The sequence below is a fragment of the Micrococcus sp. KT16 genome (genome assembly GCF_003315015.1).
GTDB lineage: Bacteria > Actinomycetota > Actinomycetes > Actinomycetales > Micrococcaceae > Micrococcus > Micrococcus luteus.
Genome location: NZ_QNRG01000013.1, coordinates 16318 through 32865, shown reverse-complemented (window position 1 = coordinate 32865; position 16548 = coordinate 16318). Strand labels below are relative to the sequence as shown.

Annotated in this window: 13 protein-coding genes and 1 tRNA gene; 8 read left to right on the top strand and 6 right to left on the bottom strand. The window is 72.0% G+C overall.

Annotation, left to right across the window (positions count from 1 at the left end; translation table 11 throughout):
* The first annotated feature begins 137 nt into the window (after positions 1-137).
* Entirely contained in the window at positions 138-926 is a 789-nt protein-coding gene (locus DE149_RS09725; RefSeq protein WP_036316068.1) for a winged helix-turn-helix domain-containing protein, read from the top strand.
* Positions 927-996: 70 nt separating this feature from the next.
* Positions 997-1521, top strand: coding sequence for a histidine phosphatase family protein (locus tag DE149_RS09720; RefSeq protein WP_002854135.1), 525 nt, complete (start codon positions 997-999; stop codon positions 1519-1521).
* A gap of 79 nt (positions 1522-1600) precedes the next feature.
* On the opposite strand, the gene DE149_RS09715 is transcribed toward DE149_RS09720, so the two are convergent.
* Positions 1601-1674 (bottom strand) — tRNA-Arg (locus DE149_RS09715).
* Positions 1675-1918: 244 nt separating this feature from the next.
* Between DE149_RS09715 and DE149_RS09710 the strand changes: the two genes are divergently transcribed.
* Positions 1919-3763, top strand: coding sequence for a phosphoenolpyruvate carboxykinase (GTP) (locus DE149_RS09710; RefSeq protein WP_049147908.1), 1845 nt, complete (start codon positions 1919-1921; stop codon positions 3761-3763).
* Between the two features lie 68 nt (positions 3764-3831).
* Here DE149_RS09710 and DE149_RS09705 read toward each other — a convergent pair whose 3' ends face one another.
* Together DE149_RS09705 and DE149_RS09700 are read right to left on the bottom strand one after the other, a co-directional pair.
* On the bottom strand, positions 3832-5022 hold the full coding sequence (locus tag DE149_RS09705) for a globin domain-containing protein (protein ID WP_063189910.1): 1191 nt from the start codon (positions 5020-5022) through the stop codon (positions 3832-3834).
* Between the two features lie 94 nt (positions 5023-5116).
* A complete protein-coding gene (locus DE149_RS09700; RefSeq protein ID WP_002858036.1) occupies positions 5117-5575 on the bottom strand; it encodes an Rrf2 family transcriptional regulator in 459 nt (152 codons plus the stop codon).
* A 71-nt stretch (positions 5576-5646) separates the two neighbouring features.
* Between DE149_RS09700 and DE149_RS09695 the strand changes: the two genes are divergently transcribed.
* Positions 5647-7842, top strand: coding sequence for a RecQ family ATP-dependent DNA helicase (locus DE149_RS09695; RefSeq protein ID WP_095347586.1), 2196 nt, complete (start codon positions 5647-5649; stop codon positions 7840-7842).
* A gap of 10 nt (positions 7843-7852) precedes the next feature.
* Here the strand turns inward: DE149_RS09695 and DE149_RS09690 are convergent, their stop codons facing one another.
* Positions 7853-9328, bottom strand: a complete 1476-nt coding sequence (locus DE149_RS09690; protein ID WP_063189907.1) for a phosphomannomutase/phosphoglucomutase — start codon at positions 9326-9328, stop codon at positions 7853-7855.
* Between the two features lie 141 nt (positions 9329-9469).
* On the opposite strand from DE149_RS09690, the gene DE149_RS09685 reads away from it, so the two are divergent.
* Positions 9470-10621 carry an MFS transporter gene (locus DE149_RS09685; protein ID WP_255421448.1) on the top strand — a complete coding sequence of 384 codons (1152 nt, stop codon included), beginning with the start codon at positions 9470-9472 and terminating at the stop codon, positions 10619-10621.
* Between the two features lie 45 nt (positions 10622-10666).
* Here the strand turns inward: DE149_RS09685 and DE149_RS09680 are convergent, their stop codons facing one another.
* Positions 10667-12004, bottom strand: coding sequence for a hypothetical protein (locus DE149_RS09680; protein WP_063189905.1), 1338 nt, complete (start codon positions 12002-12004; stop codon positions 10667-10669).
* Positions 12005-12199: 195 nt separating this feature from the next.
* On the opposite strand from DE149_RS09680, the gene DE149_RS09675 reads away from it, so the two are divergent.
* The 3 genes from DE149_RS09675 (at position 12200) to DE149_RS09665 (ending at position 14726) form a co-directional block, all read left to right on the top strand.
* Positions 12200-13051 (top strand): hypothetical protein, encoded by an 852-nt coding sequence (locus DE149_RS09675; RefSeq protein WP_036316053.1) that lies wholly within the window; start codon positions 12200-12202, stop codon positions 13049-13051.
* Positions 13052-13164: 113 nt separating this feature from the next.
* Positions 13165-14172 carry an IS481 family transposase gene (locus DE149_RS09670; RefSeq protein WP_101967259.1) on the top strand — a complete coding sequence of 336 codons (1008 nt, stop codon included), beginning with the start codon at positions 13165-13167 and terminating at the stop codon, positions 14170-14172.
* 206 nt (positions 14173-14378) lie between these two features.
* Positions 14379-14726, top strand: coding sequence for a hypothetical protein (locus tag DE149_RS09665; protein ID WP_069941739.1), 348 nt, complete (start codon positions 14379-14381; stop codon positions 14724-14726).
* Between the two features lie 343 nt (positions 14727-15069).
* On the opposite strand, the gene DE149_RS09660 is transcribed toward DE149_RS09665, so the two are convergent.
* A complete protein-coding gene (locus tag DE149_RS09660) occupies positions 15070-16275 on the bottom strand; it encodes a hypothetical protein (RefSeq protein ID WP_199489702.1) in 1206 nt (401 codons plus the stop codon).
* Positions 16276-16548: the final 273 nt, after the last annotated feature.

Here is a 16548-nt window from a genome sequence, read left to right as displayed (position 1 = left end):
TTCTCAAATAATGAGACAAAAGTGCGAACGTTACTTGCCAGTCCCCTCGGTGAAGTCACATTCTTGTCATGTGACGCCTCGTCCGCCGCACCGACCGAGCGGTGGAGGGGCCATGAGCCGAAAGAGGAGTGGTGGCCATGGGTCAGTCCGCCGGATACGTGCACATCTCCGTCCGCAACGCGCAGCGCCGGGCCGACGGCATGTCCCGCCGAGGCCAGGCCCGCGCAGGCCTGCGCCTGGCCGGTGGCACCGACGCCCCCGACTCCCAGACGGCGCCGACGCCGGTCCTGGCGCCGAACGGCATCCCGGGTCCCCAGGCGGTGGCCCGGGAGAACGAGGCCCGTGGGTTCGTCATCTACGTGGGCATGGACGAGCTGGCCGCCTCGGCCGCCGGCACCTCCCTCACGCGGCTGGCCAATGAGCTGCGCCACTACGTGGAGTCCCTCGTCCCCGGGGCGGAGTCGCACGCCGCCGTCGCCCTGGCCCCCGCCGGCGCGGAGGGCCGCGACATCGAGGTCGTGCGCCAGGTGCTCGGCGACCCGACCGTGCAGGGCGGCACCCGTCCCGACCTGGCGCAGGCGCCGGCCCCCGTGTCCACGCGCCAGCCCGGTGTGCTGATCGATCTGTCCCGGCGCGAGGTGCAGCTGGACGGTGAGTCGCTGAACCTCACCTTCAAGGAGTTCGAGCTCCTGAACTACCTCGTGGAGAACGGCGAGCGCACCGTCGGCCGCGAGGAGCTGCTCGACGCCCTGTGGCGCAACGCCGACGAGGTGCCCAACGAGCGCACCATCGACGTGCACATCCGCCGCCTGCGCGCCAAGCTCGGCCGCCTCGCGAACACCGTGCGCACCGTGCGCGGCCAGGGCTACCGCTTCTACCGCCACCCCGAGGTGGTCGTGTGGGCGGCGCCGGAGTACAGCATCTGACCCGCGCCCGCCCGTGTCCGACGACGGCCCCCGCTCACCCGAGCGGGGGCCGTCGCCGTAGCCTGGCCGCATGAGCACCGCCGACGCGAAGACCCTGATCGTCCTCCGGCACGCCAAGGCCGGCTGGCCCGACGCGGCCGACGACCATGCCCGCCCGCTCGCCGAGCGAGGCCACGCCCAGGCGCCCGCCGCCGGCGACTGGCTCCGCGAGCACGACCTCGTCCCGGACGCCGTCGTGTGCTCCGATGCGCTGCGCACCCGTCAGACGTGCGTGTGGGTGTGCGAGCGCCTGGGCGAGCTGGCACCCACGCCCTACCTGGACCCGCGGCTCTACGGCGCCGACGCGGCGCGGGCCCTGGCCGTCGTCAACGAGACGGAGGAGACCACGCGACGGCTGCTGGTGGTGGGCCACATGCCGTGGGTGCAGGAGCTGGGCATGCGGCTGATGAGCCTGGACTCGGACCAGGACGCGGCGCTGCGCATGAGCGAGCACTACCCGACGCTCGGGATGCAGGTGTTCCGGGTGGAGAAGCCGTGGGCCGAGCTCGACGGCCGCGACGCCGCCCTGACGCACTTCGTGGTTCCGGGGCGCTGACCTCCGCGGCGGCGCGCGTGGCAGAGGCGCGCCGACATGACGAAGGCCCCGCTCCAGCAGGAGCGGGGCCTTCCGATCGTGCGCCCAAAGGGATTCGAACCCCTGACCTTCTGTTCCGTAGACAGACGCTCTATCCAGCTGAGCTATGGGCGCATCATCCGATCCGCCGGAGCGGCTCGAACTCGTAGAACACTACAGGACCTCTCCGGCGAAGTGCAAATCGACGGTCTGCGGCGGTCTGTGTCGGGGGTGTGGCGGGGGCGCGGCCATGATAGCCGGGCTCGGGTACCATGGCAGGACCGTGCGGCCACAACGATGTGGTGCGCGCTTCGGCGGTGCACGCATCGGAGTGGACGGGACGGAACGGCCCCGGACCCCAATGGGAGGACTCTCCACCATGGCTGACAACGCCACCACCTCGTTCGCGGATCGCGCCCTGGCGGACGCGCCCACGGACTACGCCCAGCTGCGCGAGTGGGTCGCTCAGATTGCAGAGCTGACGCAGCCGGACTCCGTCCAGTGGGTCGACGGCTCCGAGGAGGAGCGCGACCGCCTCGCGGACGAGCTCGTGGCGGCGGGCACCCTGACCCGCCTGGCCGAGGACAAGTTCCCCAACTCCTTCGCCGCGTTCTCCGATCCCGCCGACGTCGCACGCGTGGAGGACCGCACCTTCATCTGCTCCGAGAAGGAGGAGGACGCCGGCTTCACCAACAACTGGATGGACCCGGCGAAGATGCACGGCATCCTCGACGACGCGTTCACCGGCGCCATGCGCGGCCGCACCATGTACGTGATCCCGTTCGTGATGGGCCACCTCGACGCCGAGGACCCGAAGTACGGCGTGGAGATCACCGACTCCGCCTACGTGGTCCTGTCGATGCGCATCATGGCCCGCATCGGCCAGGACGTGCTGGACAAGATGTCCCGCGAGCAGGCCTTCTACGTGCCGGCCGTGCACTCCGTGGGCGCCCCGCTGGAGCCGGGCGAGCAGGACGTGCCGTGGCCGTGCAACGAGACCAAGTGGATCGTGCACTTCCCCGAGGAGCGCTCCATCTGGTCCTTCGGCTCCGGCTACGGCGGCAATGCCCTGCTCGGCAAGAAGTGCTACGCGCTGCGCATCGCCTCCGTGATGGCCCGGGACGAGGCCTGGCTCGCCGAGCACATGCTGATCCTCAAGCTGACCAACCCCGAGGGCCGGTCCTACCACATCACCGGCGCCTTCCCGTCGGCCTGCGGCAAGACCAACCTCGCCCTCATCGACCCCACGATCGAGGGCTGGAAGGCCGAGACCCTGGGCGACGACATCACCTGGATCCGCGCCGGCAAGGACGGCGAGTTCCGCGTGATCAACCCGGAGACCGGCTACTTCGGCGTCGCCCCCGGCACCGGCTGGTCCACCAACCCGAACGCCATGCGCGCGATCTCCAAGGGCAACTCCATCTTCACCAACGTCGCCCTCACCGACGACGGCGGCGTGTGGTGGGAGGGCATGACGGACGAGGTCCCCGAGCACCTCACCGACTGGCGCGGCAACGACTGGACGCCCGAGTCCGGCACCCCGGCCGCCCACCCGAACTCCCGGTTCTGCACGCCCATCGAGCAGACGGACATGCTGGCCGACGAGTACCGCGACCCGCGGGGCGTGAAGCTGGACGCCATCCTGTTCGGCGGCCGCCGCAAGACCACCGTTCCGCTGGTGACCGAGGCCTTCGACTGGGAGGACGGCATCCTCAAGGGCGCCACCCTCTCCTCGGAGACCACCGCGGCCGCCGCCGGTGCCGTGGGCGTCGTGCGTCGCGACCCGATGGCCATGCTGCCGTTCCTCGGCTACGACGCCGGCGACTACCTGGCCCACTGGGTCAGGGAGTCCGGCAAGGCCGACCCGGAGAAGCTGCCGCGCATCTACCTGGTCAACTGGTTCCGCCGCAACCGCGACGGCGGCTTCGCCTGGCCCGGCTTCGGCGAGAACTCGCGCGTCCTGAAGTGGGTCGTGGAGCGCCTCGAGGGCAAGGCCGAGGCCGAGGAGACCCCGATCGGTCTCGTGCCGGCCGCGGGCTCGCTCGACCTGTCCGGCATCGAGGTGTCGGCCGAGGACCTCGAGGACGCCCTCAAGGTCGACGCCGCGGAGTGGGCCGAGGAGAACGAGCTCATCGAGCAGTGGCTCGGCCGGTTCGGCGAGTCGCTGCCCGCCGTCGTGCGCGAGCGCTTCGAGGCGCAGAAGGCCCGGTTCGCCCAGGCCTGAGCCCCGCCGCACGCGGAACGGCCCGCACCCCGTGAGGGGTGCGGGCCGTTCCGCGTTCCGGGGCCGGATCAGGCGGCGAGCCAGAGGTCCGGGCCGAAGATCTCGTAGCGGATGGACGTCGCGGGCACGCCGGCGTCGATCAGCTTCGAGCGGGTGGACTGCATGAACGCGAGCGGGCCGCACAGGATGTAGTGCCCGTCGCGGGGCAGTTCGACGTCGTCGAAGTGCATCACACCCTCGACGGTCGTGACGCCCTCGGGGTCCTGTTCGGGCCGCACCCCGAGGAAGAGGCGGGCGTCACCGTGCGGCAGCGCCGCCAGGGACTCCGTCACCTGTTCGCGCAGGGCCACCGCCTCCCAGGACGCGTCGCCGTGGAAGAAGAGGACCTGGCGGTCCGAGCCCTGCTGGGCGAGGGTGTCCAGGATCGCCGCGGCCGGGGTGATGCCGATGCCGGCGGTCGCCAGGACCAGGGGAGCGGTGGAGTCCTCGTCCTCGAGGGTGATGTCGCCGTAGGGGTTGGACAGCTCGATGACGTCGCCGACCTCCACGCTCTGGATGAGCGTGGGCGAGACCTCGCCGCCCTCGTCCAGCTTCACGGTGATGACGCGCTCGGTGGCGGACCCGGCCTTCTCGGAGAGGGAGTACTGGCGGCACTGGCGCAGGCCGTCCTCGACCTTCAGTCGTACGGACACGTAGCCGCCGGCCTTGCCGCGGGTCTGCGGGGTGTCGTCGGCCGGCTCGAAGCGGAAGGTGACGGCCGCGTTGCCGGTGGGCTCCTTCGCGACGACCTTCCAGTCCGTCCACATCCTGTCGTTGGCCTGCTGGGCGTAGAGGCCCTTCTCGATCTTGATGAGGGCGTCGGCCATGAGCCAGTAGACCTCGGCCCAGGCTTCGGCCACCGCGGGGGTGACGGCGTCGCCGAGCACCTCGCCGATGGCCCAGAAGAGGTTCTCGTAGACGATCGGGTACTGCTCCTCGACGATGCCGAGGGCGGTGTGCTTGTGGGCGATGCGGGACAGGACGGCCTCGGGCAGGGTGCCCGGGTTCTCGAGCAGGTGGACGGCGAAGTGCACGATGGACCCGGCCAGGGCCTGTGCCTGCTCGCCGTTGCGCTGGTTGGCGCGGGAGAAGACGCCGTCGAGGAGCTTGGGGTGGGCCTCGAACATGTGGGCGTAGAACAGGGGTGTGATCTCCGGCATGTGCTCGGCGACGACGGCGGCGGTGGCCTCGATGACGGGGCGGGACTTCTCGGACAGCACGGGGGTCTCCGTCTCCTCGGTGGCGAATCTTGCGCTGATTTTGCCAGATTACACCCGGCCATCGCCGTCGGGAACTCGCCCCCGGCCCGTTCCCTCAGTGCGCCACGGGGATCTCCGGCAGGCCCAGCAGCACGGGCCCGCCGACAGGCCCGGCGCTCACCAGATCCCGGATCCGCACGGTGTCGAGCTCGGCGAGGAAGGCCTCGCGTGCGCGGTGCAGGGCGCCGCGCAGGCGGCAGTCGCCGGCGTAGGGGCACGCCACCCCGGAGTCGCGCCCGGCGCAGTCGATCACCTCGTCGCGGCTGCTCAGCGAGCGCACGAGCTCGCCCACACGCTGGTCCAGACCGGCCGCGGCGATCATGGCCCCGCCGTGCCGACCGCGCAGCACCTCGATGGTCCCGCGGCGGCGCAGCTCGGCAACCGCCTTGATCACGTGGTTGTAGGGCACCTGGATCCGGTCCGCGATCTGCTGGCTGGTGAGCCGTTCCCCCTCGGCGGCCGCGAGCGTCATCAGCACACGCAGGCAGACGTCGGTGTAGGCGCTCAGCTTCATTCCTCCATCATCCCACCGGTGCACGGCGCCGCCGCGCCTGCGGTGTCCGGGCCGGTTGGCATACTGACGCCATGGACGCCACCTCGCACCCCGACGCCGGCCCCCGCCTCCCCGAGACCTCCGCACCGGGGGGCGACGCCGCGCTGCACGAGGAGGCCCTGGCCGTCCTGCGTCGGCTCGTGGACCGGCCGGACGCGCGATTCAAGGACGGGCAGTTCGAGGCGATCGAGGCGCTCGTGGCCCACCGCCGCCGCGCCCTGGTGGTGCAGCGCACCGGCTGGGGCAAGTCCGCCGTGTACTTCGTGGCCTCCCTGCTGCTGCGCGCCCGCGGCGCGGGGCCCACGCTGATCGTCTCCCCGCTGCTCGCGCTCATGCGGGACCAGGTCGCGGCCGCGGCCCGGGCGGGCGTGCGCGCGGTGTCCGTGAGCTCGGCGAACGCCACGGAGTGGGACGAGGTCCGGGCCCGGCTCGCGGCGGACGAGGTGGACGTGCTGCTGATCTCGCCCGAGCGCCTCACGAACCCCCGGTTCCGGGACGAGCAGCTGCCGGACCTCGTGGCGCGCATGGGCCTGCTCGTGGTGGACGAGGCCCACTGCATCTCCGACTGGGGCCACGACTTCCGGCCGGACTACCGCCGCATCCGGGACCTGATCGGGCTGCTTCCCGCCGAGGGGCCGCGCGCGGTGCCCGTGCTGGCCACCACCGCCACGGCCAACGCCCGTGTGGTGGCGGATGTGGTGGAGCAGCTCGGCGTTGCCTCCGAGCAGGATGTGTTCGTGCTCCGCGGCCCCCTGGCCCGCGCCTCGCTGCGCCTGGGCGTGCTGCGCCTGCCCAGCCCGGCCGCGCGCCTGGCCTGGCTCCTCGACCACCTCGGGGACCTGCCGGGCTCCGGGATCGTCTACGCCCTCACCGTCTCCGCCGCCGAGGACACGGCGCGCGCCCTGCGCGAGGCGGGGCACGAGGTGGTCGCCTACACGGGCCGCACGGACCCGGAGCGGCGCGCCGAGATCGAGGAGGACCTCAAGGCCAACCGGGTGAAGGCCGTCGTGGCCACCTCGGCGCTCGGCATGGGCTTCGACAAGCCGGACCTGACGTTCGTGGTGCACTTCGGCGCGCCGGGCTCGCCCGTGGCGTACTACCAGCAGGTCGGCCGTGCCGGCCGCGGGACGGACCACGCGGACGTGCTCCTGCTGCCCGGGCCCGAGGACCGTCGCATCTGGGAGTACTTCGCCACCGCCTCCATGCCGGACGAGGAGCAGGCGCGCGCCGTGCTGGGGGCGCTCGCGGACCACGGCGGGGCCCTCTCCGTGGCGGCGCTCGAGCCGGCCGTGCGGATCAAGCGCACCACCCTGGAGCTGCTGCTCAAGGTCCTCGCCGTGGACGGGGCGGTCGAGCGGGTGGGCGGCGGCTGGCGCGCCACCGGGCGGGAGTGGACGTACGACGCCGAGCGGTACGCCCGCGTGGCCGAGGCGCGCCGGGCCGAGGAGCGGCTCATGCTCGACTACCAGACCACGGACCGGTGCCGCATGGAGTTCCTGGCCCGCACCCTGGACGACCCCACCGCCGCGCCGTGCGGCCGCTGCGACGTCTGTGCCAGCCCCTGGTACCCGACGGGATCGGACGGGGCGGCGCGGGAGCGCGCGGAGGCCGCCCTGCGCCGCACCGGTGTGCCGATCGAGCCCCGTCGCATGTGGCCCTCGGGCATGGACCGGCTGGGCGTGCCCGTGAAGGGGCGCATCGCGCCCGAGTCACAGGCCGAGGAGGGTCGCGCGCTCGCCCGCCTGACGGACCTCGGGTGGGGCACCGTCCTGCGGGACCTGCTGGACCGGGAGGACGCCCCGGTGCCGGAGGAGGTCCTGCGGGGCGCCGTCGACGTCCTGGCCGGCTGGGGGTGGCGGACGCGGCCGATCGCCGTCGTCGCGATGCCCTCGCGCACCCGCCCGCAGCTGGTGGGGTCGTTCGCCGAGGGGATCGCCCGGATCGGCCGGCTTCCGTTCCTCGGCTCGCTCGAGCACGCGCGCGGCGGCCCCACGGCCGGGCCGGGCGGCAACAGCGCCTACCGGCTCGGGTCCGTCTACGGCCGGTTCGCCGTCCCCGAGGCGATGGCGCAGATGTTGCGCACCGCCCCGGACGCCGGCCGCCACGGCCCCGTGCTGCTGGTCGACGACCTCGTCGACTCGCGGTGGTCGCTCGCCGAGGCTGCGCGGGTGCTGCGCGAGGCCGGCGCCCAGGGGGTGCTGCCGCTCGTCCTGGCCCAGGCCGGATGAGCCGCCGAGGTCAGCGCTCCGCGCGGACGATCGCCAGCACGGCGTCGCGGAGCGCCTCCATGGTGGCGGCCGTGCGGGCCTCGCCGTTGTAGCGCAGGAACGGCTCCGTGTTGGACGGGCGGAGGTTGAACCACCACGTGCCGTCCTGGGCGGCGACCGTGGTGCCGTCCATGCGGGTCACCGTGGTGGCCACCCCGGCGAAGTCCTCGTGCACGGCCTGGCCCTCGCCGACGCCCTCGCCCACGGCGGGGGCGAACTGCGCCACCACCGCGGCCACGGCGGCGTCCTTGTCCGCGACCTGCGAGTTGATCTCTCCGGAGGCCACGTACGGCTCGTACTCCTCGGCCAGCTCGGACAGCGGCTGCTCCTGGCCGCCCAGGGCCGCCAGCACGTGCATGGCCGCGAGCATGCCGGTGTCCGCGTTGAAGAAGTCGCGGAAGTAGTAGTGCGCGGAGTGTTCGCCGCCGAAGACGGCGGACTCGGCGGCCATGACCGCCTTGATGAAGGAGTGGCCCACGCGGGTCTCCACGGCCCGGCCCCCGTCGGCCGCCACGAGCTCGGGGACGGCGCGGGAGGTGATCAGGTTGTGGATGACCACGGGGGTCTGCTCGCCGTCGGCCTTCGCGCGGGCGATCTCGCGGCGGGCCACCAGGGCGGTGACCGCGGAGGGGGAGACCGGGGCGCCCTGCTCGTCGATCACGAAGCAGCGGTCGGCGTCGCCGTCGAAGGCCAGGCCGATGTCCGCGCCGTGCTCCACGACGGCGGCCTGCAGGTCCCGCAGGTTCTCCGGTTCCAGCGGGTTGGCCGGGTGGTTCGGGAAGGTGCCGTCCAGCTCGAAGTAGAGCGGCTCGATCTCCAGCGGCAGGGCGGCCAGCTCGGCGTCGCCGAGGACGGCCGGGGTGGTCTTGCCCGCCATGCCGTTGCCCGCGTCCACCACGACCTTCAGGCGGCGCACCCCCGTCAGGTCCACGAGCGAGCGCAGGTATGCGGCGTAGCCGGGGAGGATGTCCTCCTCCGTCACGGTGCCGGCGGTCTCGGCGGCGGGGATCTCACCGGCGTCGAGGTAGGCCTGGGCCGCGTCGCGGATCTCGAACAGCCCGGTGTCCGAGGAGACCGGCACGGCGCCGGCCTGGGCCATCTTCATGCCGTTGTACTCGGCCGGGTTGTGCGAGGCGGTGAACACCACGCCCGCGGCCTGCTTCACGCCCGCCGCGTAGTAGAGCATGTCCGTGGAGATCAGCCCCAGGGTGACGACGTCGGCGCCGCGGCGCGTGGCACCCTCGGCGAAGGCCGTCATGAACGCGGGCGAGGAGGGGCGCATGTCCCCGCCGACCAGCACGGTGTGACCGGCCAGGCCCAGCACGTCCACGAAGGCCGCGCCCACCGCGCGGACGCTCTCCGCCGTGATGGACTCGCCCACGATGCCGCGGACGTCGTACGCCTTGAAGGAGTCGTGCAGGTCGAGGGAGGGGGTCGAGGTAGTCACCCGACCGATCGTAGTGGACAGCCTGGATACAGTGAGGGCGTGCCCCCGACCACTCCGCCCCCGAGCGCGGGGCCCCCGGCCGTCCCGCCGTCGGGACCCGCGCCGGCCGCTCCCGGGGAGCCCGCGTACCGCAGGCTGCTGATCGGGCTGTTCCTGGCGGGGGTGGCCACGTTCGCCCAGCTCTACTCCCCGCAGGGCCTGCTGCCGCTCGTCAGCGACGACCTGGGCGTCCCCGCGGACCGTGCCGCCCTGCTCGTCTCCGCCAGCACACTCGGCCTCGCCGTGTCGGTGGTGCCGTGGTCCGTGGCCGGGGACCGGTGGGGCCGCCGACGCGCCATGGTGGTCTCGATGGTCTCCGCCAGTGCGTGCGCGCTCACGGGCGTCCTCGCACCCACGTTCGAGGCCATGCTGGGCCTGCGCCTGCTCGAGGGCATGGCGCATGGGGGCGTCGCGGGACTCGCCGTGGCGCTGCTGGCGGAGGAGGTGGTCCCGCACGCGGTCGCGGCTGCCGCCGGCACCTACATCGCCGGCACCACCCTCGGCGGGCTCTCCGGCCGGCTCCTCGCCCTGCCCGTCGCGGAGGCGTCCTCGTGGCGCGGCGGGATGCTGACCGTCACCGTGGTCGGGGTGCTGTGCACGGTCGGCTTCCTGGCGATCACGCCGCGCGCCCGGCGTTTCACGCCGTCGCCCACCTCCCCGGCGACGCTCGTGCGCATCGTGCGCGGTCACCTGCGCTCGCCGGAGCTCGTCGCCGTCTACCTGCAGGGGGCGCTGCTGATGGGCGGGTTCGTGGCGCTGTACAACTTCGTGGGGTACCGCCTGCTCGACCCGCCGTTCTCCTGGACGCCGACGGCGGCCGGCCTCGTCTTCCTCGCCTATCTCGCGGGCACGTGGTCGTCGCCGCGCGCGGGTCGGCTGGCCGCGCGGGTGGGCCGGCTGCCCGTCCTGGCCGGTGCGACGGCGGCCATGGCGGCAGGCGTCGCCCTCACGTCGGTCCCGCATCCGGCGGTGCTGGTGCCCGCCCTCGTGCTCGTGACGGGCGCGTTCTTCGCCGCCCACGCCGTGGCCTCCGCATGGTCCGGGACGGCCGCCCCCACGGGCCGCGCCCAGTCGACCTCCCTGTACAACTTCGCGTACTACGCCGGCTCGAGTCTCTTCGGCTGGCTGGGCGGCGTGTTCCACGAGTCCCACGGGTGGCCGGGGACGGTGCTGATGGTCCTGGCCCTGGTGCTGACCGCCCTGGTGAGCGCCGTCGTCGTGCTGCGCGGACGCGGGACGGCCCCGGCGCGCTGAGCCGGGGCCGTCGTGGGGGCGGGTGTCAGCGGGCCGACCCGCGGGTCACCAGCCGAGGGCCTCGGCATCCGTGCCGGTGGCGGACCGGGCCTGGTCGCGCCAGGCGGCGAGGACCTCCGGGTCCTGCAGCTCGAGCCACGCGATCATCTGCTGGTAGGTCACGCAGTAGGTGTCCTCCTCGACGCAGACCTCGCGCATGACCTTCTCCACAGCCGGGTTGAACGCGTTGAGACCCCAGTCGTTGAAGTGGTTGCCGAAGACCAGCGGGGCGCGGTTGCCCGCGAACGCCGAGTCGTACATGTAGCGGTAGGTGCGGTACTGGAAGTCGGTGAGTCGGGCGACGTCCTCCGGGATGTCCTTGCCGCCGTTGCCGGAGATCCAGAAGTTGTAGTCCATCGCCATCACGAACGGGCTGGCCGCGTCCTTCTCGGCGAGCACGGGGGACCAGGTCATCGGCATCTCGAACTCCCAGATCCCGTCCTCCTGGTAGGGCCAGGCGACGCCGGAGGCGGCCGCGGCACGCGACGTGTCGTACTCGAGTCCGTTGTCCTTCCACATCGGGACGAGCTGGTCCCACTCCCCGTCGAGGCAGGGCAGACGTCCGCCCTTGACGTCGTCGGGGGTGACCTCCAGCGCCGGCAGGGAGCTGCCCGGGTTGTAGGCGCCGGGGTCGGAGAGGATGTCCGTGAACGAGCCGTACTCCTGCTTCCATTCGGCCGTGGACCACTGGTCTGCGCCGTACCTCGTGGGCGCGCACAGGTGACCCGCGTAGTGGGTGCCGATCTCGTGGCCGGCGGCGTGTGCCGTGTTGATGTTCTCGATGCGCTGCGCCACCTCGGCCTCGTCGCCGCCGAACTCCGTGCCCACGTAGCCGGGCTCGTTGCCGGGCGCCGTGTAGTTCTCCCGGTTGGCGGTCTCGATGAGGTTGATCGCGGACTGGAACACCGTGAACTTCGCGTCGGAGTCCGCCGCCGCGTCCAGGAAGGTCTTCCAGCGAGCATCCTGACGGCCGCCGTCGAAGGAGAAGAGGACGAACTGCGGCGGGCGCTCCTCCGCCGTGAAGGCCCGCATCGGCACGTCCTCGTGGGAGCGGGCGGCCAGGGGGACCGCGGGGTCCGCGGCGGCCGACGGCGAGCCCTCACCGGACGACGCCGCATCCGAGGACCGTCCCTGCGACGACGAGGCCTCCGATCCGTCCGCAGATGCGGGCGACGAGACGGCCGCGTCCGTGGCGCCGGAGGACCCGGCCGCCGTCCCCTCGTCCCCCTGCGGGGCGGCACAGCCGGCCAGCACGAGGGCCAGGGCCACCGACGTCCCCCACCAGCGGCGTCGCCGGGGCGAGGGGGTGTCGACGGTGCGGGCGGACCGGCGGGGGAAGGACATGCGGTCTCCTGGCTCGGTCGAGTGGCGGGCGGAGTGTCTCCTCCATGGCCGCCGTGACCAGACACGGAGGACTCCACGTTCCACCGTAGGGGAGGCCCTCGGTGACTCTGGAGCCCCGGCAGAACTGTGACCAGGTTGTGATGTGGCGCCGCGGCTGCCGACATGGCCCTCGCGGGCCACACCTAGACTGGAGGCATGGAATATCTCGTCCCTGTCCTCGCGGTGGTCGTCATCGGCGCCCTCGCGTTCGCCGCCGCCCGGTGGATGTCGGCCGGTCGAGCGCGTCAGGCGGCGGACCAGCGCACGCCGTCCGGTCGCGGGCTGGACATCGGACCGGAGCGGGCGCGTCTGGCAGCGGGGCTGCTGGACGAGGACGCCCATCGGCGCGTGTACGGGCACATCGCCCAGAGCCGCGTGATGGAGGCCGTGCGCGACTACCGCGCCCACACGGGACGCGGCCTGAAGGACGCCGTCATGGACGTGCAGTCCCTCGCCGTGCATCCGCAGGTCTACTCCGAGCCGGTGCAGGAACCGGACGCCACGTCCGCCGGAGTCGCGGGGCCCGTTCCCGGCGGCCATGGGGAGCCCCATCGGGACGACGCGGCCCCGGCCGACACCCCCGGGCCGAAGCGGCCCGGACAGGATTCGAGCGGGCGGGGGGAGCCGGACGCCCAGACGCCCGATCGCGAGACCTCTGACGCCGTGGCCGAGGACGACGCCCGGCAGGACAGCGACCACGCCTCGGCCGCGCCGCGTCCGACGGCGCCGTCCGCCGACGAGTTGACGACCCTGACCGTCCCGGCCGAGTGGACCGCCGCCCCCGCTGAGGAGGAGCTCCCCTTCGAGGTCGAGGTGATGCGGGGGACGGAGTCCGTCCGGCTCTCCTCGCGGGACCTGCCGCCGTGGCTGCGCGACCAGCTCGCCGCCATGGTGCGGGACGGCAACCTCGAGTCCGCCGCCGTCCAGCTGTCCAGCCACTCGGAGCTCTCCGTGCCGGAGGCGTACGAGCTGCTGCGCCGCATGCGCGAGCGTCGCGGGGAGGGCTAGTTGTTGCGGGTCATGAGGTTCTTGGCACGAGGGCCGGACTGAGATGAGACGAGTGGGCCTCTCCCGCAGGATGGAAGTTCCTACACCACCCATCCGCGCAAAGAGACCCACTCATGACTCACGCTAATGCACCCCTGACTCCCACCGGCCGTCTCAGGATGGTCCACCGCCACCTGCACGACGGCATCCCGCAAGCCCATGTCGCCGCCGAGTTCCGGGTGAGCCGGCCCACGGTGGCCACCTGGGTGGCCCGCTACCGCGCCCAGGGAGAAGCCGGCCTTCAGGACCTGCCCAGCCGGCCGCACCGTTCACCTGCCCAGCTCGATCCCGAGGTGGTGGCTCAGATCCAGACCCTGCGTCGCAGGGAGAAGTGGTCGGCCCGCCGGATCCATCACCACCTCGTCTCCGAGGGCCACCGGGTGTGTCTTCGTACCGTGGGACGGTGGCTGCACCGGGCCGGGCTCTCCCGGTTACGGGACCTGACCCCGGCCGGGGAAGACCTGCGCCAACGACCCCAGAAGATCACCGCGAGAGGGCCGGGGCACATGGTGCACCTGGATGTGAAGAAGATCGGGAAGATCCCAGACGGGGGCGGCTGGCGCACCCACGGACGTGAAAGTGAAGCAGGCCGTGCTTCCAAGCGTGGTGCCGGCCGGCGGGTCGGGTACACCTACCTGCACTCGGCGATCGACGGGTACACCCGCCTGGCGTACACCGAAGCGTTGGAGGATGAGAAGGCGGTGACCACGATCGGGTTCTTCTGCCGGGCGAGGGCGTTCTTCGCCGCCCACGGCATCACCGTGGACCGGGTGGTCACGGACAACGGGAACAACTACCGGGCCGTGGACTTCACCGCCAAGGTGGTCTCGCTCGGGGGCCGGCACCACCGGATCCGCCCCTACACCCCGCGCCATAACGGGAAGGTCGAACGGTACAACCGGCTGATGGTCGATGAGGTCCTCTACGCCCGCCCGTATACCTCAGAGACAGCTCGGCGTGAGGCGCTGGCCGTGTGGGTGAACCACTACAACTACCATCGGCCTCATACCTCCTGCGGGGACGCCCCTCCGGCCTCGTTGGCCCCGGCCCGAGTCAACAACGTCATGCCCTCTTACAACTAGTCACCAGCCGGTCGGTATGTCAGGTCCCCGCGTACAGACGCGAAGAGGGCCGGAATCGCGTGGATTCCGGCCCTCTCTGGCGGAGACGGGGGGAGTCTCCGCCAACCTGCCTGTGACATGGGCGTATGCATCCGGTGACTGTTGCCTAGTCGGGCAGTAGTCGGGATTCTCGGCGCTAGCCGGGGTAGTAGATCGGATCACGGACCATGACGAACACCACGCAGCAGCACGACGCTGGACTCACCGCGAGCGCCGCCACCGGCCACCAGACCGCCACCGGGAGCACGTTGGTCACGCTGGACACGGAGCACACGATCCACCTGGGGGCCGTGGCCCTAGAGTCCCCGGGCACGTCCACCCTGACCGTCTACGGGAAGATCGTCACCACGGAGGCACCCGGGCGTCCCCGCGTTGCGTGGGCCGATGTGCGGGTGGAGGACTCGGAGCTGTCCACGGGTGGGGCGTTCCTCCCGGACGCACGGCAGGCACGGGCGCTCGCGGACTACTTCCTCCGTCTCGCGGACCTGATGGACGTGGAAACGGGCCAGGGGTGAGCGTTCTCCTTCCATGAGGTCCACGCTCGGGGGCTCTTTCCATGGGGTCGGCATCATGGGTCGCCGCCTCCGCTGGGGCCTTCATGGGTCCGATGGGTGCCCTCATTCACGGGGTTGGGCGGTCTGGGGCCACGTCCGCGAGCGCGGGCACTGCTTGGCGGGCGCTCGCGGTCGATCCCGGGATGACGACGGCCCCCGACCGTGAGGTGGTCGAGGGTCGTCTGGGTGGTGTGCCGTTTCAGGAAACCGGCATGATTACAGGCATCCGGCGGTACCAGATTCTGCAGTACCCCCCTACCCCTAATAGGTGTGTGCCAGGGTGGTGCAGAATCTGGTACCGGATTCAGAGGGCGTCAGGGTCCAGTGCCCCGGGGTCGATGTCATCGGCCAGCGTGTACCGCCACACCGTGACTTCCCGCCCGGCCCTGAACTCCTCCTCCTCATCGGTGGTGAGGGCGTCCAGCATGTGCAGCGCCTGAAGCTCCCGATCCACAGTCGCCCGGGGCTTGCCGACACGCTTCCTCACCTCGGCGGTAGACGCACCCGGGTGAGCGGCCACGTCATCCAGGATCGCCAGGCGCAGCGGCGGCATGGAGTCCCGAGCACACCGGACGGCCAGGCGCATGGCCTCGCGCCGATCCATCCCCACCGCCACCGCCCCGCGCACCACCTGGGCCAGCTGCTTGGCGAACCGGGTCGGCATCTCCGGAGCGTGGGCGTCGATCACGTTCCCGGCGTAGTCCCGATCCACGGCGGTGCGGGCGCGGGTCACGAGGTCAGCGGCGGCCAGCAGCGCCTCCGTCTCGGCATCCGTGACCGTCACAGGCTCCGCCGTCATCTCGGCCAGCACGCGGGCCACCGCCCCGGTGAGGTCGGCCCTCATCTGGTCCTCATGCCCGGTGTTGCCGATGGCACGCCGACCCGCTGCCTGACGGCCACGGGTCGAGTCCATCCGCACGAGCACGAACCGATCACCCATCGCAGCGACCACGGAGTGAGCGCGGTCCCATGCGGTCGTGACTGCCCCGACGACGGCCAGGCGTCCGGCCCATCTCAGGGTGCGCCCGCCGTCGGTCCCCACGGTGCGCGTCCACGATCCGTCGTAGACCTCGCGCAGCGCCCCGAGCACGGCAGCGCGCTGGTCGCCGGACATGGAGAGGATGGAGGTCACATCCTTGATGACGATGACGCCGCGCTCCCCGATCTGTCGCAGCAGCCCGCCCGTGGCATCCTCCGTCGTCTCCTTCTTCGAGGTCGCAGACAGCAGCGCGCCCTCTGAGGCGATGGTTGAGACCATGTGTGCCCCGGTCTCGGCCAGGGATGCCACGGTCTCCGTCTTGGCATTGCCCGACCCTGAGATGACCAGCAGCCACAGCGGGTCACCGTCGAGACGTTCCACGGCAGCAGCGGCGAGCACGGCGTCCAGGGCTTGCACGTCATAGTCGTCCCCGAGCCACCGACGGAACACGCGGTGCGCGTCCTCCAGGGCACCGGAGGGCGCGGCCACCTCCGACCAATCAACGTCTTCTTCACGCGGCGAGACGGTCATAGGCCGGTCCCTCCTTCACCTGAGCGCGGGCCTGGGAGTGCCACGTCGTGAAGCTGGCGACGCTCCGTTCTCGGGCGGCGTCCGCACCATCCCATCCCGCGAACACGCGAGCGACGGAAGCGGCGACGGCAGGGTGAGCCGCGCCCTGGGCCAGTCCCTGGGCCAGTCCCTCGGCCAGTCCGTCCGCGTGACCCTGGGCGTAGGCATCCGCCCACACGAGAGGCACGACGGCCGCGAGCGCCCGAGAGTAATCGCCACACCGGCATGTGGGGG